General features: G+C 34.8%; 24 protein-coding genes. 20 read left to right on the top strand and 4 right to left on the bottom strand.

Annotation, left to right across the window (positions count from 1 at the left end):
• The first annotated feature begins 159 nt into the window (after positions 1-159).
• The 6 genes from HNP25_RS20890 (at position 160) to HNP25_RS20865 (ending at position 7,628) form a co-directional block, all read left to right on the top strand.
• Positions 160-1,299, top strand: a complete 1,140-nt coding sequence (locus HNP25_RS20890; RefSeq protein ID WP_184137591.1) for a TlpA disulfide reductase family protein — start codon at positions 160-162, stop codon at positions 1,297-1,299.
• A 154-nt stretch (positions 1,300-1,453) separates the two neighbouring features.
• Positions 1,454-2,254 carry a pyrroline-5-carboxylate reductase gene (proC, locus tag HNP25_RS20885; RefSeq protein WP_184137589.1) on the top strand — a complete coding sequence of 267 codons (801 nt, stop codon included), beginning with the start codon at positions 1,454-1,456 and terminating at the stop codon, positions 2,252-2,254.
• 285 nt (positions 2,255-2,539) lie between these two features.
• Positions 2,540-2,755, top strand: coding sequence for a hypothetical protein (locus HNP25_RS20880; protein WP_184137587.1), 216 nt, complete (start codon positions 2,540-2,542; stop codon positions 2,753-2,755).
• Positions 2,745-3,071, top strand: a complete 327-nt coding sequence (locus HNP25_RS20875; protein ID WP_184137586.1) for a type II toxin-antitoxin system RelE/ParE family toxin — start codon at positions 2,745-2,747, stop codon at positions 3,069-3,071. Before HNP25_RS20880 ends, HNP25_RS20875 begins: the two co-directional genes overlap by 11 nt.
• A gap of 352 nt (positions 3,072-3,423) precedes the next feature.
• Complete coding sequence (locus HNP25_RS20870) at positions 3,424-6,834, top strand: transglutaminase family protein (protein ID WP_184137584.1); 3,411 nt, start codon at positions 3,424-3,426, stop codon at positions 6,832-6,834.
• Positions 6,835-6,935: 101 nt separating this feature from the next.
• Positions 6,936-7,628, top strand: coding sequence for an alpha/beta family hydrolase (locus HNP25_RS20865; protein ID WP_184137582.1), 693 nt, complete (start codon positions 6,936-6,938; stop codon positions 7,626-7,628).
• Between the two features lie 77 nt (positions 7,629-7,705).
• Here HNP25_RS20865 and HNP25_RS20860 read toward each other — a convergent pair whose 3' ends face one another.
• Entirely contained in the window at positions 7,706-9,244 is a 1,539-nt protein-coding gene (locus HNP25_RS20860; protein WP_184137580.1) for a YifB family Mg chelatase-like AAA ATPase, read from the bottom strand.
• Positions 9,245-9,491: 247 nt separating this feature from the next.
• On the opposite strand from HNP25_RS20860, the gene HNP25_RS20855 reads away from it, so the two are divergent.
• Positions 9,492-10,913 (top strand): TlpA family protein disulfide reductase, encoded by a 1,422-nt coding sequence (locus tag HNP25_RS20855; RefSeq protein ID WP_184137578.1) that lies wholly within the window; start codon positions 9,492-9,494, stop codon positions 10,911-10,913.
• Positions 10,914-10,935: 22 nt separating this feature from the next.
• On the opposite strand, the gene HNP25_RS20850 is transcribed toward HNP25_RS20855, so the two are convergent.
• Entirely contained in the window at positions 10,936-11,841 is a 906-nt protein-coding gene (locus tag HNP25_RS20850) for a S66 peptidase family protein (RefSeq protein WP_184137576.1), read from the bottom strand.
• Positions 11,842-11,888: 47 nt separating this feature from the next.
• Positions 11,889-12,884: an ion channel gene (locus tag HNP25_RS20845; RefSeq protein ID WP_184137574.1), complete on the bottom strand. Its 996-nt coding sequence runs from the start codon at positions 12,882-12,884 to the stop codon at positions 11,889-11,891.
• Positions 12,885-13,226: 342 nt separating this feature from the next.
• Here HNP25_RS20845 and HNP25_RS20840 point away from each other — a divergent pair, with 342 nt between their 5' ends.
• From HNP25_RS20840 to HNP25_RS20825, 4 genes are all read left to right on the top strand, one after another.
• Positions 13,227-13,781 carry a thioredoxin family protein gene (locus HNP25_RS20840; protein ID WP_184137572.1) on the top strand — a complete coding sequence of 185 codons (555 nt, stop codon included), beginning with the start codon at positions 13,227-13,229 and terminating at the stop codon, positions 13,779-13,781.
• A 117-nt stretch (positions 13,782-13,898) separates the two neighbouring features.
• A complete protein-coding gene (locus HNP25_RS20835) occupies positions 13,899-15,392 on the top strand; it encodes a M20/M25/M40 family metallo-hydrolase (protein WP_184137570.1) in 1,494 nt (497 codons plus the stop codon).
• 74 nt (positions 15,393-15,466) lie between these two features.
• Positions 15,467-16,792 (top strand): cell division protein FtsZ, encoded by a 1,326-nt coding sequence (gene ftsZ / locus HNP25_RS20830; RefSeq protein WP_184137568.1) that lies wholly within the window; start codon positions 15,467-15,469, stop codon positions 16,790-16,792.
• A gap of 95 nt (positions 16,793-16,887) precedes the next feature.
• Positions 16,888-17,391, top strand: coding sequence for a hypothetical protein (locus HNP25_RS20825; protein ID WP_184137566.1), 504 nt, complete (start codon positions 16,888-16,890; stop codon positions 17,389-17,391).
• Positions 17,392-17,455: 64 nt separating this feature from the next.
• Here the strand turns inward: HNP25_RS20825 and HNP25_RS20820 are convergent, their stop codons facing one another.
• On the bottom strand, positions 17,456-17,782 hold the full coding sequence (locus tag HNP25_RS20820; RefSeq protein WP_184137564.1) for a DciA family protein: 327 nt from the start codon (positions 17,780-17,782) through the stop codon (positions 17,456-17,458).
• A gap of 104 nt (positions 17,783-17,886) precedes the next feature.
• Here HNP25_RS20820 and HNP25_RS20815 point away from each other — a divergent pair, with 104 nt between their 5' ends.
• From HNP25_RS20815 to HNP25_RS20775, 9 genes are all read left to right on the top strand, one after another.
• On the top strand, positions 17,887-18,282 hold the full coding sequence (locus HNP25_RS20815) for a hypothetical protein (protein WP_184137562.1): 396 nt from the start codon (positions 17,887-17,889) through the stop codon (positions 18,280-18,282).
• A 308-nt stretch (positions 18,283-18,590) separates the two neighbouring features.
• Positions 18,591-19,430: a MotA/TolQ/ExbB proton channel family protein gene (locus tag HNP25_RS20810; protein WP_184137560.1), complete on the top strand. Its 840-nt coding sequence runs from the start codon at positions 18,591-18,593 to the stop codon at positions 19,428-19,430.
• 78 nt (positions 19,431-19,508) lie between these two features.
• Positions 19,509-20,114: an ExbD/TolR family protein gene (locus HNP25_RS20805; protein ID WP_184137558.1), complete on the top strand. Its 606-nt coding sequence runs from the start codon at positions 19,509-19,511 to the stop codon at positions 20,112-20,114.
• Positions 20,115-20,223: 109 nt separating this feature from the next.
• Positions 20,224-20,739 (top strand): ExbD/TolR family protein, encoded by a 516-nt coding sequence (locus HNP25_RS20800; RefSeq protein ID WP_184137556.1) that lies wholly within the window; start codon positions 20,224-20,226, stop codon positions 20,737-20,739.
• Between the two features lie 154 nt (positions 20,740-20,893).
• Positions 20,894-21,730, top strand: coding sequence for an energy transducer TonB (locus HNP25_RS20795; protein ID WP_184137554.1), 837 nt, complete (start codon positions 20,894-20,896; stop codon positions 21,728-21,730).
• 212 nt (positions 21,731-21,942) lie between these two features.
• Positions 21,943-22,191 (top strand): hypothetical protein, encoded by a 249-nt coding sequence (locus tag HNP25_RS20790; protein WP_184137552.1) that lies wholly within the window; start codon positions 21,943-21,945, stop codon positions 22,189-22,191.
• 36 nt (positions 22,192-22,227) lie between these two features.
• Positions 22,228-23,178: a PstS family phosphate ABC transporter substrate-binding protein gene (locus tag HNP25_RS20785; RefSeq protein ID WP_184137550.1), complete on the top strand. Its 951-nt coding sequence runs from the start codon at positions 22,228-22,230 to the stop codon at positions 23,176-23,178.
• A 233-nt stretch (positions 23,179-23,411) separates the two neighbouring features.
• Positions 23,412-25,082 carry a tetratricopeptide repeat protein gene (locus tag HNP25_RS20780; RefSeq protein ID WP_184137549.1) on the top strand — a complete coding sequence of 557 codons (1,671 nt, stop codon included), beginning with the start codon at positions 23,412-23,414 and terminating at the stop codon, positions 25,080-25,082.
• A gap of 80 nt (positions 25,083-25,162) precedes the next feature.
• Entirely contained in the window at positions 25,163-25,933 is a 771-nt protein-coding gene (locus HNP25_RS20775; RefSeq protein ID WP_184137547.1) for an SDR family NAD(P)-dependent oxidoreductase, read from the top strand.
• The last annotated feature ends 123 nt before the right edge of the window (positions 25,934-26,056 follow it).

Below are 26,056 nucleotides of genomic sequence, written 5' to 3'. Positions count from 1 at the left end.
AAATATCCTCTCACCACTCAAAAGCTAATATCGTAATTTAATCTATTTTAACATGATTTTTAGTAAGACAAACATACGAGGAAAGAAAAGTAAGGTCTTTCAAGATAGAAGATTATGTTCAAATCAAAAATAAATACATGTTTAATTCATCCACAAATCATGAAAAAAATATCCCTCATCGTTTTACTCGTACTGACAAGTATTTACACTTTTGCACAGACAAAAACGGTTATTATCACCGGAAAAGTAATGAATGTAGTACCCGATAAAAAGGTGTTACTTCAAGAAATTAATGGGCGTGGAACAGCTACAACAATAGATTCTGCTGTGGTTGCTGCCGATAAATCATTCAAGTTCAATAGTAAAATACCAGATGGTGGCGGATATTACTTGGTGAATTTCTTTGGAATGGAACTCAGCCAAAAAGTATTATTGATTCTGGAAGGTGGCGAAACCATTAATCTTGTTGCTGATGGAATGGATACGCCCGTGAAAAGAGGAAGTTTTCAACTAACTGGAAATTCTAAAAATATTGAATACTTCAACCGAATTTTGAAAATTAGTCAAGAATTACAAACCAAAGTTGAATCGTGGAATGTACAAGTAACAGCCGCTCAAGCTAAAAAAGATAACGCTACCATTCAAAGAATCCAAAACGAATTTCAGGCAGCCCAAGAAGCGAATATCAATAAAATTAAAGTGCTGATTCCTGAAATGGGAACGAATTTAGTAGCACTTTGGACGGCTGGAAACTTCTTGAATCCTGAAAATGACACTGAGACTTTATTGCAAGTAGCTGAAAAGTTTAAGACAGAAAAAGGGAATTCTCCCAATGTACATATCAAAACGTTTTTGCAACAAGTAATGCGTTTGAAAGGAGTAAATGTAGGCTCAGAAGCACCAGAAATTGCAATGAAAACACCTGATGATAAAGTATTGGCTTTATCGTCTTTGCGTGGAAAATATGTTTTACTTGATTTTTGGGCATCTTGGTGTGGTCCTTGTCGCAGAGAAAATCCGAATGTTGTAAGAATGTACAATAAATTCAAAGACAAAAATTTTGATATTTTTTCAGTAAGTCTTGACCAAGAAAAAGATTCTTGGCTAAAAGCTATTGAAAAAGACGGTTTGGTTTGGAAACATGTTTCTGATTTACAATATTGGAATTCTGCGGCGGCTGTAGCTTATGGTGTACAAGGTATTCCAGCTACTTTTTTATTAGATAAAGAAGGAAAAGTAATTGCCAAAAACTTAAGAGGCGAAGAGCTTGAAAGGAAATTAGAAGAAATTCTAAAATAAAGATTTTACAAAATATTATTCTGCATATTTCAATCCCTGACATTTTTTATAAAACTGTCAGGGATTTTTCATGTAATTTTGTTCTTCCAAACAATCAAAACAGAATTTTAAATAATACTTCTTTGAAATTCTATCACACAATCAATTTTTTGAAATGAAAGTAGCCATCATCGGAGCAGGAAATATGGGAATGGCATTTGCCAAATCGTTTATCCAATATGATTTAGTAAAAAAAGAAGACCTTTTCTTGATTGAGAAAAACTCAGAACGTGCAGAAGCATTGCGTCTGGAAAAAGCAGGAGTAGTTATTGATACGATTTCTTCAAAAATCGGAGAATATGATTTAATTATTTTGTCGGTAAAACCACAAGATTTTCCTTCATTACAAGACGAACTTCGTGCAGTAATTCAACCCAAACAATTGGTATTGAGTATCATGGCAGGGATTTCTATTGAAAAAATTATTAGCACCCTCAATCATCCTTTGGTAGTGCGTGCGATGCCAAATACACCCGCTTTGTTAGGAATGGGAATGACGGCTTTCTCTGCTGCTGGTGATATTACTTTGAGTCAATTGAAAAAAATTGAAAACCTCATCAATTCGACAGGTAGAGCGGTTTTCTTAGAAGACGAAAGTTTGTTAGATGCTGTAACAGCCCTAAGTGGTAGTGGACCAGCTTACTTTTTCTATTTGGTAAAAGCGATGATTGAAGCAGGAAAACAAATGGGATTTGAAGAATCAATGTCGTCATTATTGGTAAAACAAACGATGTTGGGCTCATTTCATTTAATTAATAATGCAGAGAAAAGTTTAGATGAATTAATCAAAGCGGTAGCTTCAAAAGGCGGAACAACCGAAGCGGCTTTAAAACGTTTTGAGGAAGGACTTTTAGCACAAAATTTACAAGAAGGTATTTTTGCAGCTCAGAAAAGAGCGACAGAATTATCGAAATAGGTTTATGAGATTGGATTTCAGATTTTCTTGGTAACAGTGAAAATCTGAAATCTGATGTTAAAATGTTTTACACAGACAGTAATGTTTTTTTTTCAATATCTCCATTCTCAAATTAGTTTTCAAGGGTATTTAGGTTTGTAATCAAAGGGTACTGTCCTTTCCTTTGCTGAAGATAAAAAACATCGTTTGTACAATTTGGATAAATTTGAAGCATTAAGTACTTTCGTGTATGTCATTCTTTAAACATTTTATTTTCAATACATTAACTATCTAAACAGCAATTTTATGAGACACGTAACCATATATACAACAGATAAAGAGTATAGCAATTTTGTTGAAATGGCTAAGAGCCTGCATTACGTAAAAAAAATTGAAACAGATGAAGAGCCTACAAAACAAGAGATTGTAAGTAATCTAAAAAAAGGCTTTGAAGAAATGGCTTTGATTAAAAAAGGTAAGTTAAAAACTACTTCTTTAAACGACTTTTTAAATGAGTTATAAGATTGAACTTACAGACAATTTTAAGAAAGAAGCCAAAAAATTGATTAAAAAATATGCTTCGCTTCGTTCCGAATTGGCAGAATTAGGTAAAGAACTGGCAGAAAATCCCACTTTAGGTACTCCACTTGGAAACGATGTTTATAGAATACGCCTCTCTATCGCTTCTAAAAACAAAGGTAAATCAGGCGGTGCAAGGCTTATTTCCTTTGTAAAAATCATTGATGAAACGGTTTACTTACTGTCTATTTACAATAAAGGCGACAGAGATAGTATATCTGATAAGGAAATTGAGGGCCTAATGAAGGATTACTTATAGCATAAAAGCCGTTGGAAACGTTGAGCATTGGAAAGAAAATCTTACGTGCGAAATGTTGTAGGATACACCAAAAACACTCCAAAGAATAAAAATCCACAATTCCTTTCTTTTGTACTCCATTTCATTTCTTCGTAATTCCTCCAAAAATGATGATATAAATGGACATTTTAAGGTCAAATCTATAATCGAGAAAGCAATCAGAAAGCTAAATACTATTATCTGCTCAATTACTTTCATTATAATATAAACTATTTCAAGCAAAAATATAATTTTATAACTATCCCCTTTATTTTGACACTAATTTTCGCTTTTTTTACATAAATCATTAAACTAACGTTCAAATTCAATCTATATGTCGATAAAAGTTGCCATTTCTCACAAGACGAAATACAAGTTTGATAGAAGCGTCAGTCTATCGCCACACATTTTTAGATTACGTCCTGCTCCACATTCAAGGACGGTGATTGAAGGATATTCATTTAAAATTTTTCCTGCAAACCATTTTATCAATTGGCAACAAGACCCATTTGGGAATTATCAAGCCAGAGTGGTTTTTCCTGAAAAAACAACTGAATTACACGTAGAGGTAGAGGTTATTGCCAAATTGCAGGTAATTAACCCTTTTGATTTTTTTGTAGAAGAATATGCTGAAAAATTTCCTTTTCAATACAATGACCAACTAAAAAGAGAATTAGGCCCATATTTTGAAAAAAGAGAATCAGGCGAAAAATTAATCAACTGGATTGAAAATAATAAAGTTTATACTGACATCAATACCGTTGATTTTTTAGTACATCTGAACCAAAGAGTATTTAATGGTTTACATTATAATATCAGGATGGAAACGGGTGTTCAAACCTGTGAAGAAACACTGACTTCTTTAAGCGGTTCTTGTCGAGATTCATCTTGGTTATTAGTTCAAATTTTAAGACAACACGGTATTGCAGCCAGATTTGTATCGGGCTATTTGGTACAACTTACTTCAGATATAAAATCTTTAGATGGTCCTTCTGGTCCAGTGGCAGATTTTACCGATTTGCACGCTTGGGTAGAAGCTTATGTACCAGGTGCAGGTTGGATTGGGCTTGATCCTACATCTGGACTTTTTGCAGGTGAAGGGCATATTCCTTTATCATGTACACCCGATTATGTAAGTGCTGCCCCAGTAACAGGAGCTACGGATATTTGTAATGTTACTTTTGAATTTGATAATCACGTTACCAGAATTCATGAAGACCCAAGAGTAACCAAGCCTTATACCGAAGAGCAATGGAATAACATCATGCAAGTAGGTTTTGATGTTGAAAAAGATTTACAAGAAGGCGACGTCCGAATGACGATGGGCGGCGAGCCTACTTTTGTTTCGGTAGATGATTATGAATCGGCAGAATGGAATTCTACGGCAGACGGAACATTGAAGCGAAAATTGGCTTATGATTTAGCACTTCGTTTAAAAAATCGTTTCGCTCATGGTGGATTATTACATTTCGGACAAGGAAAATGGTATCCAGGAGAATTGATTCCTCGTTGGCAATATGCACTTTATTGGAGAAAAGACGGACAAACCATCTGGAAAAATGATGCTTTAGTAGCGAAAGAAAACGACCAGAAGTTTACCTTTAAAGATGCTGAAAAATTTACACTTGAGCTTAGTAAGTTTTTAGGGATTAACCAAAGTAACATCCTTCCTGCCTACGAAGACCCAATTTATTGGGCTTTAGAAGAAGGTAAATTACCAGTAAATATTGACCCTTTGATGATGAATCTCAAAGATTCTGTGGAAAGAAGAACTTTGACGAAATTGTTAGAAAAAGGTTTGAATAATCCAACAGGATTTGTTTTTCCATTAAAGTGGCATAGACAAACAGATACTTGGACAAGTTGTACTTGGACATTCAGAAGAAACCATTTATACTTAATTCCGGGGAATTCGCCCATTGGTTATCGTTTACCTTTAGATTCTTTACCAGCTTTATCGGATGATAAAAAGGAGTTTCCCGTTGAACGCAGTTCATTTGAACTTTTGCCTTCATTAGGTGAATTTGGGGAAACTGTTCAGAATCGCTATGGAAATATTGCTCCAGATTATGAATTACCTCCTTCTAAAAAAACGACAGAGAAAGAAAAAGAAGATTCTAACGAAAAGCAAATTATTTTCGAGATTCCAACTTTCACAACTGCTTTGTCTGTTGAAGAAAGAGAAGGTATTCTCTATGTTTTCTTACCGCCTACTGAATATTTGGAGCATTATTTAGATTTGATGGCTTGTGTAGAAGCTACTGCTGAAAAACTCCAAATGCCAATTCGTATCGAAGGCTATCCGCCTCCATCGGATTATCGTTTAGAAAAACTCAACGTTACGCCTGACCCCGGTGTAATTGAAGTAAATATTCACCCAGCAAAAAACTGGCAGGAATTAGTGGATAACATCAGTGCTTTATACGAAGAAGCTTTCTATGCTCGCTTAGGTACTGAAAAATTCATGGTTGATGGCAAACATACAGGTACTGGTGGCGGAAACCACGTAACGATTGGCGGTGCAAAACCAGAAGACAGCCCAATTTTACGTCGCCCAGATTTGTTGCGTAGTTTAATTACTTATTGGCAACATCACCCAGTATTGAGTTACTTATTCTCTGGACCATTTATCGGACCAACCAGTCAAGCACCACGATTTGACGAAGGTAGAGAAGAGCGACTTTATGAAATGGAAATCGCTTTCGACCAAATTCCAGAAGGCGAAAATGTACCTTTCTGGATGGTTGATAGAATCTTCAGAAACCTTTTGGTGGACGTTACAGGAAATACACACCGTACAGAATTCTGTATTGATAAAATGTACTCGCCAGATTCATCAACAGGTCGTTTGGGAATTTTAGAATTCAGAGGTTTTGATATGCCTCCTCATAAACACATGAGTTTGGTTCAAACTTTATTGATTAGAGCTTTGATTGCTAAATTCTGGAAAGAACCATACAAGAAAAAACTTATCCGTTGGGGTACAGAATTACACGACCGTTTCCTTTTACCGCACTATGCGTATTTAGATATGCTTGATGTGGTGAATGATTTGAAAGATGCTGGTTATAAATTTGACATTTCATGGTTTGATGCCTTCTTTGAATTCCGTTTTCCATACTTCGGCGGTATTACTGTTGATAATACTCAATTAGAAATTCGTTCAGGTATAGAGCCTTGGCACGTTTTGGGTGAAGAATTATCAAATTCGGGAACAGCAAGATTTGTAGATTCATCATTAGAAAAAATTCAAGTAAAAGTAACTGGCTTTATCGAAGGTCGTCATATTTTAACTTGTAATGGTTGTCGTGTGCCACTAAGAAGTACAGGAGTAAAAAGTGAATTTGTAGCAGGAGTTCGCTACAAAGCTTGGAATCCACCTTCGGCATTGCATCCAACCATCGGAGCAGATGCCCCTTTAGTTTTTGACATTTTAGATACTTGGAATAATAAAGTAATTGGAGGTTGTACTTATTTTGTATCGCATCCAGGCGGTAGAAGTTTTGATACTTATCCAATTAACAGTTACGAAGCAGAATCAAGAATGATAAGCCGTTTCTGGGGTTTTGGACATACACCAGATGCACCCGAAACACAAGAAGCATCGCCAATCAGAAATACGCCAACGATTTCGAGATTTGTGGCAGAAAACAAAAAGGAACTTAAAGCAGATACACCAATAGAAGTGATAAATCCAGAGTATCCAAATACTTTAGATTTAAGAAAATATTGGAAGAAAAGATAAACAAGTAAGACAATTTGCATTTTTAAGTAATTAATAAAATATTTGGGGAAGGTTTTCGGAGTTAATCCGTAAAACCTTCCCCATTTTTATGATTAATATCAATGTCAAAAAAGTCAATCAATAGCGTCTTTTTATTTGCTGGTCGTGACGATTGGCAAAAAGACACTGGACTAAATCATGTTTTAGTAAATTATACCAAAAGAAAAAATTCTAAGATTGTTTGGGAAGACCCCGCTGGAGGTTTTACTTATAAACTTCGCCAAATTGAAAGTCATTTTAAGAATATTCCTCCCTTCATCAAAAAACTAAACCTTAGGCTATCTCAGATTCTTTACGCACTCACTCATTGGAGTTATTTTATCTATTTGTATGAACAACTCTTCAATCGAAAAGAAGAAGATTTGGTGAAAGTTCGTTGTAAAAGATTGAAGAAAAGAATTCAAGATCTAAGTGCTAAACATGAAGTAATCATTATTTCAAGATCTTCAGGTGGAAGAGTATCTTCTTTAATTGCCGATGAATTAAAAATCAAACATATTATCTGCTTAGGTTATCCTTTCCAGAATCCAGATAATGGTGTTGAGCCAGAAAGGTATCTTCATTTAGAAAATCTAAAAACACCTATGTTGATTATTCAAGGAATTTATGATGAATATGGCGGTATTGAAGTAAAAGAAAAATATAGATATAGCCCAAATATAGATTTATACTTTGTTGATGCCGACCACGGTTTTAATGTCGATGCCAACACTTGGGCTGAAATCTATCACCAAATTGACAAAGCTATCAGATAGTTTAATACAAACATTTCATCAATCATTAATGATGTAAAATACTTACTAATGGTTGATGAAATGAACATTAAAAGCTATTAACCAGCCCAGTTTTCTCTATCCAAACTTCTATACTGTATGGCTTCGGCAAGGTGTTCTGTGCGAATGTCTTCTGTGCCTGCTAAATCAGAAATCGTGCGGGCTACTCTTAAAATTCGGTCGTAAGCTCGTGCTGATAATTGTAATCTTTCCATCGCTCTTTTCAATAAAGCTACACCTGCCGTACTGATTTCACATACTTCTTTCACCATTTGTGATGGCATCATGGCGTTTGAGTAAATCGCAGGATGGTCTTTAAAACGAATCGTTTGTATTTCTCTGGCTTTGATGACTCTTTCCCGAATATCAGCTGAACTTTCTGATTTTCTGTTAGAAGATAATTGTTCAAATTTTACGGGTGTTACTTCTACATGAAGGTCGATTCTATCCAATAATGGGCCAGAAATTTTGTTGAGATACTTCTGTACTACACCAGGCCCGCAAACACATTCTTTTTCTGGATGATTGTAATAACCACATGGACAAGGATTCATTGAAGCAATCAGCATAAAACTTGAAGGAAATTCAACTGCCCATCTTGCTCTTGAAATAGATACTTTTCTTTCCTCCAAAGGCTGACGCATTACTTCTAAGGCTGAACGCTTGAATTCTGGTAATTCATCCAAAAACAATACGCCATTGTGGGCTAATGATATTTCTCCGGGTTGTGGATTTCCTCCTCCGCCTACTAAAGCCGCATCTGAAATAGTATGATGTGGTGAACGGTACGGACGTGTAGAAATCAAACTTGCCTTTGTGCCTAATTTCCCTGCTACAGAATGTATTTTGGTCGTTTCTAAAGCTTCTTGCAAAGAAAGCGGAGGAAGTATAGAAGGAATTCTTTTGGCTAACATGGTTTTCCCTGCTCCAGGAGGCCCAATCATGATAGCATTATGACCGCCAGCCGCTGCAATTTCTAAGGCTCTTTTGATGTTTTCTTGTCCTTGAACATGAGAAAAATCAGCATCATAATCGTTCTGAGAACTAAAGAAAATATCACGAGTATCGGTTACGAGCGGTTCTATTTTTAGCGTACCTTTCAAGAAATTAACGGCTTCATCTAAAGTATTTACGCCGATAATATCCAGATTATTAACAATAGAAGCTTCAGAAGCATTTTCGGTAGGAAGAATAAAACCTTTTAAACCCTTTTTACGGGCTTCAATCGCAATGGGTAATACTCCTTTTATTGGACGCAAAGCACCATCTAAGGCTAATTCTCCCATGATTACGTAGTCTTCAAGGCTTTTCAAATTAGCTTGTCCTGAAGCATGAATAATGCCTAATGCAATGGGTAAATCATAAGCAGAACCCTCTTTCCGAATATCAGCAGGAGCAAGGTTCACAACGACTTTGGTACGGGGAAAGAAAAAGCCTGTTTGTTTGATAGCGGATTCTACTCGATGAGTAGATTCTTTGACAGCTCCGTCGGGAAGCCCAACAATAAAGAAATGCTGTCCTTGTCCTTCACTCACTTCAACAGTGATAATGGTAGCATCAACGCCATGAACAGCACTACCGAAGGTTTTTGCAAGCATAGATTTTTGTGTTTATGGTGCTTGTTTTGAACAAAATAAGAAGAAACAAAGATAAGATAGATTTACTTTTTTTGATTGTTTACAGCGTAATAATTATAAATGTGCCGTAATTCGAGTTTTCAACTCGTAAGAAATTACATGAATTGAAAATTAATGCCACAAAAAACTACAGATTATTTACTGAGTATATTTTTTAATTATATTTACATTACATCTGTAAATCAATGTTTTATCTAATACTAACACAATGAAATCTACTCTTTTCCATCAAGCCATTATTACTGTTCTACTTTCGGTATTGAGTCTATCGTTTTGTGTAGGACAAAAAACAGTTATTGTCGTAGAAGACACCACCTCATCACATTATGTAGAATATTCAGACGATTTACTCGAACAAATTAGCAAATCTTTAGGCGGAAGTCGCCCTTCCTCAAAATTTACCTTCAATTTGGCTTATCCTACTTATGTTTTCGTTAATAAAGAGAGAAAGAGTACTCCTTTCTTGGTTTTTCCTGGCGATAGTTTAATCTTCAGAAAAAAAGTAGATAGCACGGCTTATGAGTGTGTGAATAAACCAGACTCTTTGTTTGCTGTACTTACAGCTTTAGAAACACAAATAGGTTTAGAAATTGCGACACATTCTGGTTTCAAAGTGCAAAATGTGCTAAAAAGCGAGTACGAAATCCTGATTGGTAGTATTTTCAATAAAATGGAAAGGCAATTAGCTGTTTTGGAAAAGTGTCGTAATTCAAGCGATACATTACTTTACAAGAAAATAGAACAGGAAATTAAATGTTTTACCTTGGTAGAATTACTCCAACCATTCGCTTTTGGTAATACTCAATGGCGATATTTCCCTACTTGGTATGCTGATTCATTAAAACGTTTTAAAGAAGAAATCTTTGGAATGGACACTACTTTGGCGGGTGTAGAATATAAAAGAGCTTTGTTTGCTTATAATCAGTTTTTGTGTCGAGATTCTTTAGGAAGTAAAAACGATTTTCAAATACAATTTAATTCGGCAGTTAGAAATTTTAAAGGCGACCAATTATACTTCTTGATGGCTTATATCCTCAGAATTAACAAACCTTATAATCCTGCCAATTTTTATGACAATGTCGGTACTTTTTATCGACTTTGTAAAAATGAATTTTTCTTAAAGTATGTCAAAGATAAACTAGACGATACCGACTTTGTCTTTCCTGATTTTGTATTAAAAAAGAAGTTGGTGAGAGATGATAAAACCCAAACAACGTGGGCTCAACTACTAGATAGCAATAAAGGCAAATTGATTTTCATAGACCTTTGGGCAAGTTGGTGTGGACCTTGTCTCATAGAATCAAAATACATTAAAGAGTATATAAAAGCTTACAAGGGTAAACCAATCGTATTTGTTTCATTATCAATGGATAAGAAACAGAAAGTATGGATTAAAACTTCAAAGCGTTTTGAAATATCAGCCGAGGGAGGAGAGAACTATTGGCTTGGTGAGGATGCTAAATTTATCAACTTTTTATTGACACGTCGTGAAAAAGAAAAAACACCAATATGGATTCCTCGATTTATGATAATAGATGAAAAAGGCAGATTTATTACTTCTAATGCCATACAGCCACATATTCCAGCATCCAAATGGCAAATAGATTTATTCTTGAAAGATATTAAATGAAATGATTTTTTGGTTGAGTGAATTATATTTTATCACTCAACCAAACACCATTTTCTTCAACGCTTAAACTTACTTCTCTTCCACAAGGCAATGCCCAATTTTCTGGTTCATGCCCAACAGGAAAACCATAACAAACAGGGAAATTATATTCAGCTACAGCTTCTTGAATAATTTCATTGGCATTCTTTCCGAACTGTACTTCATTGTCTTCTAAATCAGAAAAATGTCCGACAATCAAACCTGCTAAAGATTGTAATTTTCCAGCACGTTTTAGCTGAATCATCATGCGGTCGATAGAGTATAAGTATTCGCCGACGTCTTCTAAAAACAGAATTTTTCCAGCAGTATCAACATCTGATTTTGAACCAATGATATGAGTAAGAATGGCAAGATTTCCGCCTACTAATTGTCCTTTGGTAATTCCTTTTCTGTTTAAAGAATGTGCAGGAATATTATAGGATAGGCTTTCACCAAAAAGTGTTTTTCTGAGTGTTTCTAAAGCAAATTCTCCGCCATCTTGCATAAATAATTTTAGCATGGTAGCATGAATACTTTCAATTCCAAGCGTGTGAATATGACAAAGTACTGCCGTTATATCCGAAAAACCAGTAACCCATTTCGGGTTTTGGATGAAGTTTGTGAAATCAATTTTATCTAATAATCGTGAACTTCCATATCCGCCTCTTGCCGAAATGATAGCTTTAATATTCGGGTCGTCCAACATTAATTGAAAATCGTTAGCACGGATTTCATCTGTTCCTGCAAATTGATGATACTTGCTCTTTAGCGAAGTTCCCAACACTACGTTTAATCCCCAAATATTTTCGATTACTTCAATGGCGGGTTTTATTAAATCAAAATCTACTTTGCAGGCTAATGCTACTAAGCCAACGGTGTCTCCTTTTTGTAATGCTTTTGGTTGAATCATTGTAATGTGATATGAGAGTTTTCTTGAATAACTCTTCATTGTTTGTTTTATTGATGGGGTTGATACTCGCTACTTAAAGGTATTTCTTGAATATCGGATAATTTTCGCAAATCCAAAGTTACTACTCCTGCACCGGCAACATCGCTAAACATCGGCAGAAATTTTGCACCTACGATTACTTCTCGTGCATGAAATGAAGTCCGAGAATTCACCGTTTGGTTATAAGTATCTTCTGTGGCTTTCAATAAAACCAGAAACTCCGCATCGCTTGTTAATAAATCATCTTGCGTTAAACCAAAAAGTGGACTTTCGTCTGTAATTGGATGAACGATTGTCCAATTTGTTGGAAAAAAATTTACTTTACTTCTTTCCAGTTTCAGTCCGTAATATCGTCTTACCGTTTTGCCATCACTTTGCTTTTTGAGCATCGAAACTGCTACTTCAACTTGGAGGTCGATTAATTGACTGTCTTGTTCATTTACAATTCTGAACATAAAACCTGTAATATCCAAATATGGTGCAATAACGGCTTTGTCTGAGTACAAAACTCTGGCAACAGGCCTTGAAAAACGACCGTAAAGTAAACTGGTAGCCAATGCAAAAATCAATAAACCTAACAAAGATTCGATAGCGGCGATGGTACTTGCACCAAAGCCAATAGGAGCGATTCTTCCATAACCTACCGTAGTGAGTGTTTGCGAAGAAAAGAAAAAGGCATCCATAAAACCTGTGCCTTTTGTTGATAAATCAACGCCTTGCAAGTTTTCAATGCCAACGGCTTGATAAAGACAAGCGAAAATGAGATTTAGGACTAAGTAAAAGGCAACAATGAGTGTGAAAAAACGTTTCCAAGAACAAATAATTAACTCATTGAAAATATTATAACGTCCCCAAAAATTACCACCAATTCGTTTAACATTGAAACTACCATCACGATTTAATAAGCGAGTATCTGGGTCGGTGATTTGAGTTCCAAAGCCCAAATCGCTACGTTTTTCTTCTGCCTCAACAAGTTTGCTTTTTTTGCGTCGAAGTATAGCCATGATTTTTTTAAGTCAATAAGGGTTAAAGATAGTGTTTCGGAGTAAAACCGTTGACCGTTTACTCAAAAAACATTGTAAGGAAAACAAACCTTTTGTAAATTGCTAACGTATATCAAAGATGTTTTTGGGCTAAAGAACAGTTAATCACAAGCTTTTGAAAATAGAAATGCTATTTTAGAGAAATTATATTTGGCATTATCTTGAAAAGTGTTAGGATGAAATTTACTTTATCCAATTATCTTTGTAGAAAGGGATGATATATTTTTCCTGCATTTTGAGAAAATCAATACTTTGTTGACTAGTTTTTAACATTCAATTTTTTAGATGAGTGCGCTAAGAATCATGAAAAACATATTTTTAACATTATTTTTTTGTTTAATGGCTTTTGTGGGAAAAGCACAAGTAGCTGCGGCAACTAAACCAACTAAAGCCAAAATCAATTGGATGACTTTGGAGCAAGCTTTTGCTGCAACAGAAAAAGAACCACGAAAAATTTTAGTAGATGTATATACAGGTTGGTGTGGTTGGTGCAAAGTAATGGATCAAAAAACATTTACAGATGAAAAAGTAGTGGAGTTCGTCAATCAAAAATACTATGCAGTAAAATTGGATGCCGAAATGAAAGATACGCTTAGAATTGGCAATCAACAATATGTTTGGGAGAATGGCTACAACCAAGCAGGCGTAGCACTTTTGCAAGGTAAAATGAGTTTTCCAACGATGGTATATTTGGATGAAAAATTCAATATGATTCAGCCAGTAGCAGGTTATCAAGATGCCAAACAATTTCATCAAATAATTACTTTTTTTGGAGATGATCATTACCGCAAAGGCGAATGGGATAAGTATCAAAAAGAAATATACCCTAAACAGTATATCGTGGAGAACAAGCAGTAAACTAATGCCAAAAGTATTACTGAAATAATTAAGGTTTATTCTTATTTTTTAATATTTAGAGTTTGTCGAGTTTTTTTGTAAATTCCCTTATTATTTCCTATTTCACAACAAACCAAAATGAAAATAAACCTTTACTTTTTTTTAATTTTAATACTCATTACTTCAACAGCTGCTTTTAGTCCGTTAGTGGATGAAGACGAAGAATTAATCGAAACCTTCAAGCAAATTAATGATGAAGTATTAGCCAACAGTCGTGCTTACGAAACTTTGGGAGATGCCTGCAAAACGATTGGACACCGACTTACGGGAAGTCCAAACGGTAAAAAGGCAGAAGAATATACTTATAATCTGTTGAAATCGTATGGTTTCAAAGATGTAAAGTATCAGCCATTTCAAGTAGAAGCTTGGTCGAGAGATACCGTTACTTTATCAATTGCTCCAAGAAAAAGCGACAATTTTCAAGATGTAGAAGTAGTATCTTTAGCAATGACACCCGTAGAAGCAAAAGTTACTGCGGAATTAGTTGATGTTGGTAATGGATTAGAACCAGATTTTCAAGCAGTAAAAGAGCAGCTTCCTGGCAAAATTGCTTTAGTAAATCTTGGATTATTAGCACCTTTTAAAGGTACTCGTAATTTGCATCGTTCAGAGAAAACAGCTTTGGCTATGCAATATGGTGCGGCAGGAGTAATTTTTGTGAATACCGTAAAAGGAAATGTTTTACTAACAGGTACAGCTTCGGTTACGGGTAGTTTAATTGCTATTCCTGCGGTTTGTGTTTCTTTAGAAAGTGGCATCAGAATCCGTTCTTGGATGAGTGAACAAGCCAATTTGATGGGAGTAATTGATATGAAGAACTTTAGTAAAATGATTAAAGCTCGTAATGTAATTGCTACTATCAAAGGAGATAATAAAAAATATCGTGACGAAAAAATTGTAATTGGCGGTCACCTTGATTCATGGGATTTAGCCACTGGTGCATTGGATAATGGGATTGGTTCTTTTTCTATTTTAGATATTGCTCGTGCTTTCAAAGCCTTGAATTTGAAATCTAAAAGAACAATAGAATTTGTGATGTTCATGGGTGAAGAAGAAGGGCTGTTGGGTTCAAAAGCAATGATTGAAAGAAGTAAAAAAAATAATTCGCTGGAGAAAGTAGCCTTTATGTTTAATCTGGATATGGCGAATAATGCTAACGGATTCAACACATCAGGTAGAGAAGAAATGGTGGCATTGTTTACTAAAATAGGAGAGTACATGAAAAAGGCTTCTCCAGAATATAAAAACAATGTAATCAATCAAGCGGGGCTTCATTCAGACCATCAAAGTTTTATGTTGGAAGGTATTCCAACGGCTTCACCAATTGGTGGAATTTCGCCAGATGCAGTAGGATGTTATCATGCCAATTGCGACCGTTTTGATTTAATTAATAAAAATGAAATGGTAAATACCGTAAGATACACAGCGATGATGTTGTACGGTATTGCTAATGTTGATAAAATTCCAGCAAAGAAATTAGATTATTACTCGACTAGAGATTTTTTCATAAAACAAAACCTTAGAAAAGAATTAGAACTTGGTAGAGAATGGAAGTGGGGAACTGAAGAATAATTTTTTATGATATTCTGAAAAATTCAAACGACTGTTCGCTAATTGGTTAATCCTTAATTAATGATTTAAATAATATGGATTTTTTTGAACATAATATTGAAATTTCATCTGATACAAAAGACAATATCATTAAAGTGATTGGAGTCGGCGGAGGAGGAAGTAATGCTGTTCGTCATATGTACGAAATGGGGATTGATGATGTAGATTTTGTAGTTTGTAATACCGATTTACAGGCACTGAATGATAACACTGTTCCTGTAAAATTACAATTAGGCGAAATCTTAACAGAAGGACTTGGAGCTGGTACAGAACCAGAACAAGGGCGATTAGCAGCATTAGAAAGTGAAGCTCAAATAAAAGCACTTCTTCAACCAAGTACTAGAATGGTATTCATTACTGCTGGTATGGGTGGAGGTACAGGTACTGGTGCAGCCCCTGAAATTGCTAGAATTGCCAAAGAATTAGATATTCTGACGGTTGCTATCGTAACGGCTCCTTATTCATGGGAAGGAACAGAAAAAATCGAGGCAGCTAATCGTGGAATTGCAGAATTACAACGTACTTGTGATACTGTTTTGGTTGTTCTGAATGATAAATTACTTGAAATATACGAAGATTTAAACATCTTGGAGGCCTTTGAACATGCAGATGATGTATTGGCAAATGCAGCGAAGTCGGTAGCGGAAGTAATTACGAAGTCTGGTAAAATCAACGCTGACTTTAAAGATGTTAAGAAAGTATTGAGTAATGCTGGCCAAGCGGTGATGAGTACTGCTACAGCGAAAGGACCAAACAGAGCCAAAGAAGTAATCGAAAAAGCACTTGACTCACCATTGTTGAATAATCGTGATATTAAAGGGGCAAAACGTATTCTTGTTACCATTGCTACCAGTGAGCAAAAAGTAATGGCGGTGAAAGAACAAACAGCAATTACGGCTCACATCATGGAAGCCATCGGAAATTCTCCTGCTGGATTCAAACTAGGCTTTATCATTGATAATAATCTTGGTGATGATATGAGTATTACGGTGATTGCGGCGGGTTTTGATTTACCTGATGGGCCTGTCCGTACTCCTATTAAACAAGGATTAAATGGCAATCATGTGAAAGTAGGTTTAAAAGAGCCTGTTACATTACAAATTTCAAAAGTTGAGGAAGAGGAAGAAGTGTATGAAGAAGAGGAGGAGGAAGTTATCGAAGAGGAGAAACAAGCAATAAAACATGTTTTCCCACCTCGTGAAGATGATGCACCGAGACTTCGTAAAATGATTGACGACTTTACCAATAAAATGCCAACAGATACTGAAGATTACGATACGCCAGCTTTTCAGCGTTACAATGTTAAATTGTTAGATATTTCAGAGATATTAGAACTTGATTATCAGTCGCATTCATTATAATTGTATTGAACGATTTTAACTTACCAGTCCCGCAAGCGTCAATACTTGTGGGATTTTTATTAAACAGTATTTCAATTTTCACAATGAATAAACCAATGAAAAAAATCTTGCTTTTATCGCTTACTTTTTTTGTGTTTGTGAATACTTACGCTCAAGACAAAATAAAAGAGCTTACCACAGAAAGAGAAACTTTATATCAAAAATATAAAGAGTCAGAAAACTTGTCAACAGGGCTTTTTGGTAATCGTTCAAAAGATGATATGCAAAAAACGATAGAAGCTTTAACAGGAATTATTGATAAAGACAATGAAATTCTCAATGAGTATAAAAGTATTCAATCAAATGCTAATGCTGCTTTTACTGATAAGTATAACCAATTGATTCAAGAGAATAATGATTTGACACAAAAGAATCATGATTTAGTAGAATTAACGGAAAGACATAAAGGCTTTTCAAAAGAGAATCATCAGATGTTAGAAGAAATTGAGAAGTACCAAGGTTTGTACATCGCTTTATTGGGCTTTTCGGTATTGCTTGCAATCGTGTACATTTTCAAATATTTCAGTTTGAAAAGCAAATTGAAGGATTCGGAGAAGTAATATTAAGTTGAGAGTTATCAGCTATCCGACATTGGCTTTCTTGTGCGTGACTTCATAAGTCACCTCATAGAAACACTACATCCTGAATGATTTTTTCACCGACTTCTTTATTGATTAATTCAATAATTTTATTTTTTGCCATCAATAATTCATTTCGGAGTGGAGCAGAATCTAATTGAATAAATAACTTTCCATCTTTAATGTAGATTTGTGTAGTTCGAGAAGCAATCGGAGAACCCATAATTTTTTCCCAATAAGCTACAATGTAGGTTTCATTGAATTTAGAACGGATTTTGTACAGCTCAAGCATATCTTCGATAGCATCCTTCAACGAGGAAGTACCTGTCTTTCTACGAGCATTTTCTTTATTATATTGATATACTTTCGACATGACTTTACAGTAGCTCAAAATTGATGAGTGTCAAAGTTAAGTGATTTTGTTATTGGAAGCGACAATAAATTAAACCTTAGCCATTAAATTAACAATACAACCGAATGTCGAACCTTTTTTTATACATCCAAGTACGCAATCATCGGAATAATATTACGTACAATAATGAATCAATTGATTTTGTTAAGAAAACAAAACCATCTGTAATAGTTTATGATATTGATAATCATTCCGATAATTTAACGTTCCACTATGCCAATAAGTTGATAAAAGAATCAGAGAAAGTCTTTGTTTTATTGGATGTAGAGGAAGACTCAAGCTTAAAACAACTGATGGCATTACTTAATAATTTATTAGATAAATCCGATAGTTTAAAGCTTGCGATAAAGGGGAACAATAAGCAATTAGAAAAAGTAATAAGTATTTTAGACTATCAGAAAATCAAAGAAAATACTCATGAAATAGACATCTTAGAAACAATCCTTAGGGAGTTTTTATGAAAAAAACATATTCATTGAAAAGTTATATACATTCATTGAAAAGTTAAATTCTTGAAATAGTACTGCAAATGTCTTTCAAAATGCTTGTATTTATTGTTATAGTACAATACATAGGTTTTGTTGAATATTTTTTTTAAAAAAACTTCATATAGAAGGTGTCATAATTAAAAGAATTTTGTGTTAGTTTTGTCATTACCTAAAACAAGTTATTTCAATAGAATCTTTTGTATTTAGGTTATTTTCATTATTTTTATTTTAAAATTCACCTAAAACTGTTTTTTAACTTAAACCCAAAAATTACCAAACTAATGAGTACACAAGCAAAAACTCCAGCTGCTAAACCAGCAGCACCAGCTCAAAAAAAATCAGGCGGCATTCCAGCAGGCGTGGTTATGTTAATTCTTTTTGTTATTGCACAGTTATTTTTTCATTTCGTAATGGGAGATGGATCTCGTTTTGAAGGTGGAACTAACGAAGGTCACCCACACCCAGGAGATTACCTTGCTATTGCATTCAAAGGTGGTACCATCGTACCTGTTTTGATGACTTGTTTCTTGACAGCTCTTACCTTCTCTATCGAACGTTTAATTACAATTGGTAAAGCAAAAGGAACTGGTGATGTTAACGCATTCGTTCGTAAAATCCAATCTCTTCTTGACAAAGATGATACTGATGGAGCATTGAAAGAATGTGACAAACAAAAAGGTTCAGTAGGAAACGTTACTTTGGCTGCTGTAAAAAAATACAAGCAATTGTCAACTGACGGTTCATTGGACAAAGAACAAAAATTAGCTGCTCTTAGCAAAGAAGTTGAAGAAGCTACTTCATTGGAATTACCTATGTTAGAGAAAAACTTGACTATCATTGCAACGTTAGCTTCAGTTTCTACGCTAATCGGTCTTTTAGGAACTGTAATCGGTATGATTAAAGCGTTCTCGGCCTTGGGTAACTCAGGAGGATCAACAGATTCAACTGCATTAGCAAACGGTATCTCTGAAGCCCTTGTAAACACTGCATTAGGTATCGGTACTTCAGCTGTTTGTATTATTGCTTATAACTTCTTTACGTCTAAAATTGACGAGTTAACTTACAGTGTTGACGAAATTGGTTTAAGTGTTAACCAAAACTACGCAACTCACCATAATTAATAGTTATTGCGTTAAGCACTAAGTGTTATAAGTTTTTTCTTATAACTCATATCTAATAACTTATAACTAAACAAGATTATGCCAAAAGTTAAAGCAAAACGACAAAGTGTTTCTCTAGACATGACAGCGATGTGCGATGTGGCGTTCTTGTTACTTACTTTCTTCATGCTTACTGCAAAGTTTAAACCTGAGGAAGCCGTAACAATCGTTCCACCGTCATCTATTTCAGAGAAAACAATAAGTGGCGAAAAAGGAATCCTTACTATTTCAGTAAGTCCTGAAGGAGGTATTTTTTTAGGAACAGACGATAAAGCTGCAAAGGATTATATGTTGGAAAGAATGGCAAACCGCCTATCTGTTCCAGTATCTGCTGAAATGAAGAAGAATTATGATGCTTCTGAAATCGTAGGTTATCCAGCAGGTGCTATGCGTCAGGTTTTAAGTGTAAAACCATCTGATGCGAAAGCAAAAGGATATTTGAAAGGTATTCCATGCGATTCAGCCAATAACGAACTTTTCCTTTGGGTTAGTTATGCGAAAATTTCTAATCCAGGATTGAAGGTAGCTATTAAAGGTGATGCTAATTCAAATTATAAAGTATTCAATCAAGTAGTTGGTACTTTGCAGGAACAGAATATTAACACGTTCCAATTGGTTACATCTCCTGAAGGTAGACCTCAATAGATTTTATTTAGTTGTACTCAGTAGTTTTAACCCTGCCTCTCTTTGAAAGGCAGGGTCTTATAAAGCCAATCTGAGTATCATTAACTACCAACAATTAAACCCCAATACAATGGCAGAAGTAAGTCAAGACGGTGGGGGCAAAAAAGGTGGTAAGAAACGCAGTAAAAAAGCGTCAACCAAAATTGACATGACTCCCATGGTAGATTTGGGTTTCTTATTGATTACCTTTTTTATGTTAACCACGACGTTAGCAAAGCCCGTAGTAATGCAGTTGAATATGCCTGATAAAACAGAAAAGGATGATAAGTCAGAAGTTAAAATGTCTGAAACCTTAACTGTAATGCCAGATGCCGAGAAAGTATATTACTATCAAGGCTTACCGACAGAAGCATCAACTCAACTTCAGAAAACAAATTATTCTAAAGATGGAATTAGAACCGTTTTATTCGACTATAAAAGAAGAATAGGTGATAATTTTACGATTGTGATTAAAGCGACAAAAGGAGCAAAATACAAGAATATGGTAGATTTGCTTGACGAATGTGCTATTACAAGTAACAAACGTTATGCGATTCTTGAGATTGATCCAGATTCTGAAAAATTAATCAAAAAGTCGGGTCTTTAATAAAAATTAAATAAAACTAAAGAAATAGTTTAAAGTATTTTGAAAACTAAATTAATAGTTTTATCTTAGTTCAATGAATATTCAATTTGATGGTTTTCTATTTTTGAACTTCATTCAGGTTGAAAAACATTAACAGTATTAACATCACGAAATTATGTCAAACGTAATAAGCCAAAATGCAACGTTGGATGACATTATTTTTAAGAATAAGAACAAAGAATATGGTGCTTATCTCTTAAGAAAATCTTATCCGAAAGTGGTTTCACGTTCTCTGATAATTGGTATAGCTTCGGTTTCGTCTCTTTTTGCATTATCATTTATTTATAATAAAATCAATGAAGAATTAGCAAAAACAAAAACTGAGGTAACTGCTGAAGTAATGAAAATTGATCAGCCACCACCAGAGAATAAAACACCGCCGCCACCACCACCACCACCACCGCCGCCACCACCAAAAGAATTACCAAAGGTGACGACAACGAAATTTTTACCTCCTGAAATCAAAAAAGATGAAGAGGTAACAAAACCAGAACCACCTCCAGAAGAGGTAAAAGGTAATACAGCTTCTGAAACTGTAAAAGGAGAAACTGAAGATGCTGGCCCGCCAGTAGATCCAGATGCAAGAGGTACAGCTCCTGAAGCACCTGTTGAACCACCAAAACCGAAAGAAGAAGAAATCTTTACGGCGGTAGAACAACAAGCAGAATTCCCAGGTGGTATGGCCGCTTTTGGTAAATTCTTACAGAAAAACTTGAAATACCCAGCTGCCGCTCAGCGTGCAAACGTATCTGGTAAAGTATATATTCAATTCGTTGTAAATACTGACGGTAGTATCCAAAACGTTGATGTACTTAAATCAGTAGGTTTTGGTTGCGATGAAGAAGCTGTTAGAGTAATTAAGTCTGTACCGAAATGGACTCCAGGTAAACAGTCTGGTCGTGCAGTTCGTTCTAGATTTACAGTACCAATTAACTTTTTGCTGTCTGAATAGTTTTTATTCTTGAGCACTAAGATTTAATGAAACCTGTCAGATTTCTGACAGGTTTCATTTTTCAAAGGGAATCAGTTTTTGATTTTTATTTCGTTATGTATTTGATATAGCTTATGAGACATGAGTTATGGTGGATGATATAAGCCATACTTTACAAGAAATTGCTCATTCTTTATTGAATACATAGTAACTCATATCTCATATCTAAAAAAATGCCCAACAGAATTTTTGTGCTTGTTAATGTGTTGATGGCTCTTTCCTATTCAGTCATTGGAGTGCTTTTAATACTTTACCCAGAGTCAGCTTTTTCGCAGATGATGCTTCCTTCGCCAATATATGCCTATGCTTTGGGAGCTTTACTTTTAGTTTATGGTATTTTTAGAGCATGGCGAGTGTATATTAAAATGAATGAAGATGACGATGAAGAAGAAGATAAGTACACACATTATGAAGATAAGTAATAAGTTAACAATGAAGTAATAAACAATCACAAAGCCATGAAAACCATATTAAATCTATCATATTCTATTCTATTGTCAGCTATCTTGTTTTCTTGTGGTAAAAGTACAGGAAAGGACGGGAAAGAATTGGATGGCCCAGCCAAAGGAGAAATTACTGTAGCTGTTGATGAATCTTTTCGCCCGATTCTCGAAGCTGAAAAAATGGCTTTTCAAGAAACATTTCCTTATACTAAAATCAATTTAGTATTTAAGCCTGAAGGAGAAGCTGTTGCCATGTTATTAAATGACAAAGCAAGAGTTGCTGTAATTACAAGAGAATTAAACGAAAAAGAAAAGACAGTTTACACTGACGAAAAAATAACATACCGAAGTTTTAAATTTGCGGGAGATGCCTTGGCTTTAATTACCAATAAAGTAAATCGTGATTCAATGATTACGGTTAAAGAGCTTGAAGGGATAATGAAAGGAGAAAAAAAGAAATGGTCTGAAATTGGTAAAGGTGGTTCAAATGAAGATATTGTGTTGGTTTTTGATGGAACAAGTTCAAGTAACCTTACTTTTTTAGTAGAAAAATTTGGAATAGATAAGAAAGATAAAGTATCGTTTTTTGCAGCAAAATCAAATGAAGAAGTAATAGAATACGTTAAATCGCATAAAAATGCGATGGGTGTTATTGGTACAAACTGGATAAGTGATGGAGACGACCCTGCATCTTTGGGTTTTATCAGAGAAATAAACGTAATGTCAGTTGCTGAAAAAGCTAGTACAAATCCAGAAGAATATTATCAGCCCTTCGGTTACAATCTTGCTTTAAAAAGGTATCCACTCATCCGCCAGATTAAGCTAATATTAAAAGAGCCTTATATGGGGCTTGGAACAGGGTTTATTAATTATATGTGTCTTGAACAAGGACAATTGATTGTACTAAAAGGTGGACTTTTACCACTTACAAAACCACTTCAGATAAGACAAGTAAAGACAAATTAGACCGATTGGCATAGTTTTTTATCGAAATATTAAAAAGGTAATATTTGATTCTTAGTAGGAGTATTTAAAAAAGCTTCAATGCGAATAAAATTTTGACTTATCGCAACAATTTTTTAATTTAATTTTTTGTTTTGTTACAAATTCAAAAGATATTTTGGAAATTTGTGTAAGAAAACGAATTACCTGATTTTATATACTTATTTTAATTACTTACAACTAAAACATAAATAAAAATGGAAGTAAAGATTAAATCTCTGTTGGTGGCTGCAAGTTTGTTGTTTGCTGTTGCGGTAAATGGACAAACAGTTCAGCAAGGCTTGGCGCAGTTGGACGGAGACCAGCCAAACAAAGCTAAAGCGACATTTACCTCACTAGTTGCTGCTAGTAATACTGGTGAAAATTTATACTATTTAGGTTATGCTCATTTACGTGCAGGTGAATTTGACGAAGCAAAAGCGACCTTTGAAAAAGGTCTCGCTGCTGAACCTAAGCAACCTTTAAATGCAGTTGGTTTAGCTACTTTATTGTTAGCTAAAAAAGATGGCGCTGGTGCAAAAACTGCTTTTGATAAAATTTTGGCAGATACCAAAATGAAAAATGCAGAAGTAATGTTTCGTATTGCTGAAGCTTACACATTGTATGAAGAAACAAATGACCCAGGTGAAGCTGTTCGTTTGATTGATTTAATCACAGAAAAGACTAAAAAGCCTTTAACTGCTGATATGCAAATCGTAAAAGGAGATGCGTTTTTATTGAAAAATGATGGTGGTCCAGCGGCTTCAGCTTATGAACAATCTATCTTAATTAATAAAACTGCAAAAGCTTATGTAAGATTAGGTGTTGTTTATTTAAGAGGTAAAAATTACCAATACACTGTAAACAACTATCAAAGTGCTTATGAAACTGATTCTTCTTTTGCTCCTTATTACAAAAGAATGGGTGAATATTATATTATTTTCAACCGTTATAAAGAATCATCTAAGTTCTTTAGAAAATACGTAGAAAGAGCAGAAGCTACTCCAGCAATCTTATTATCAACAGCTAAATTATTGTTCTTAGCAAAAGATTATGAAGGAGCAATGCAGTTTACAACACAAGCTGAGGCTGGTGGAGCAAAAGATAATGATATTTTCAGAATGAAAGGTTATTCTAATATTGAATTAGGAAATCCACAGTTAGGAATAGAAAACCTTGAGCAAATGGTAAAAGCAGGAGTTAAACCTTACTATTTAGATAACGTTTATTTCGGTAAAGGATACCAAGGCTTAAAGCAAGATTCGTTAGCGATTGAATACTTTTTGAAAGCTGCTCCAGAAGATACTATCAACAACCATTATGGGTCAATCTATACGATTGTATATGGTCAGAAAAAATATGCAAAAGCAGCAGATTATGCTTTGAAGTCAATTGAATGGAAGCAAAAGAAGAAAGCTCCAATGGCAAGTGCTGATTTTTACAACGCTGCTATGGCTCTTTACTTTACAACAGCTTATACGCCAAGAGAAGATACTTTGGCTAGATATAACATCGGTATGAAAGCTGATACAATGTTTGCTAATGCAATTGCTATTAATGACAAATTTGCTCCATTCTATTTATTCCGTGCTAGAACTAACAACTACGTGGATTATACTGGAACAAAATGGTTAGCTGTACCACATTATGATAAATTCTTGGGAATTGCAGATCCAGCAAAAGCAAACAAAGAGCAATTGTACGAAGCTTACAGATATTTAGTGGGTTATCATGCAAACGTAACAAAAGATACTACTAAAATTCAAGAATTTGTAGATAAAGCTGTTGCGATTAAGCCTGAAGATCCAGATAAATTGAAGGAATTTTTAGCACCAACTACTCCTGCCACATCAGCAGCGACTACTCCAGCTAAAACGCCGAAAAAATAAAATATTAAAATTTGTTTGATGCAAAGCCCTACCATTTGGTAGGGCTTTGTTAATTTTGGGGTATTCTAAAAAACAAAAAAATGTACGCACTAATCACAGGAGCCAGTAAAGGAATTGGAAAAGAAATAGCCATAGAGTTGGCAAAACAAAAATATAATCTATTACTTGTAGCGAGGTCAGAAGGTTTACTTCGAGAAGTAGCTATTGAGATTCAAGAAAAATATGGGGTAACTGTAAATTACTTAGCAGTTGATTTAGCTACCGTTGATGTTGCTAGACAAGTATTTGATTGGGTTGCCCAAAATCAATATGAAGTATCTGTTTTAGTCAATAATGCAGGATATGGTTCTGTAGGCAATTTTGATACTTACACTATTGAACAAAATAGAGATATGATGAACCTAAACATGGCTACTTTAACTGAAATGTGTCATGTGTTTTTGCCGATGCTCAAGCGTCAGCCGAAGGCTTATATCATGAATATTGCCAGCTCAACAGCTTATCAGGCTTTACCTAAAATGGCAGTTTACGCAGCTACAAAGATTTTTGTGCTGAATTTTTCAAGAGCTTTAAAGAATGAATTGAAAGATACTACTGTTTCGGTTACTTGTATTAGTCCGGGGGCAACAGATACTGGTTTTAATGATAGAGCTGCTGTACCTGCCAAAGCAAGAAAAGCAGCTGAAAAAGTAGCAATGACGCCAGAAGTAGTTGCTAAGATTTCAGTAAAAGCCATGTTTGATAAGAAAACAGAAGTAATTCCTGGAATGGTGAATAAACTAGGTGCTTTCTTAGCTTGGCTTGCACCAAAATCTATTACTGAAAATGTAGCCGCTGGAATTTATCAATAAATATCATTAAAGCTTTCAGGTTTCTAAGTAGGCTTTCCTTTATTATTATAATCATCTAATTATCAATATATTACAAATGAAATAACCCCGAAAAAGTGTCAATATTGGCAATTTTCGGGGTTT

Source organism: Arcicella rosea, assembly GCF_014204325.1.
Classification (GTDB): Bacteria; Bacteroidota; Bacteroidia; order Cytophagales; family Spirosomataceae; genus Arcicella; species Arcicella rosea_A.
This window is presented reverse-complemented; position numbering and strand designations above follow the sequence as displayed.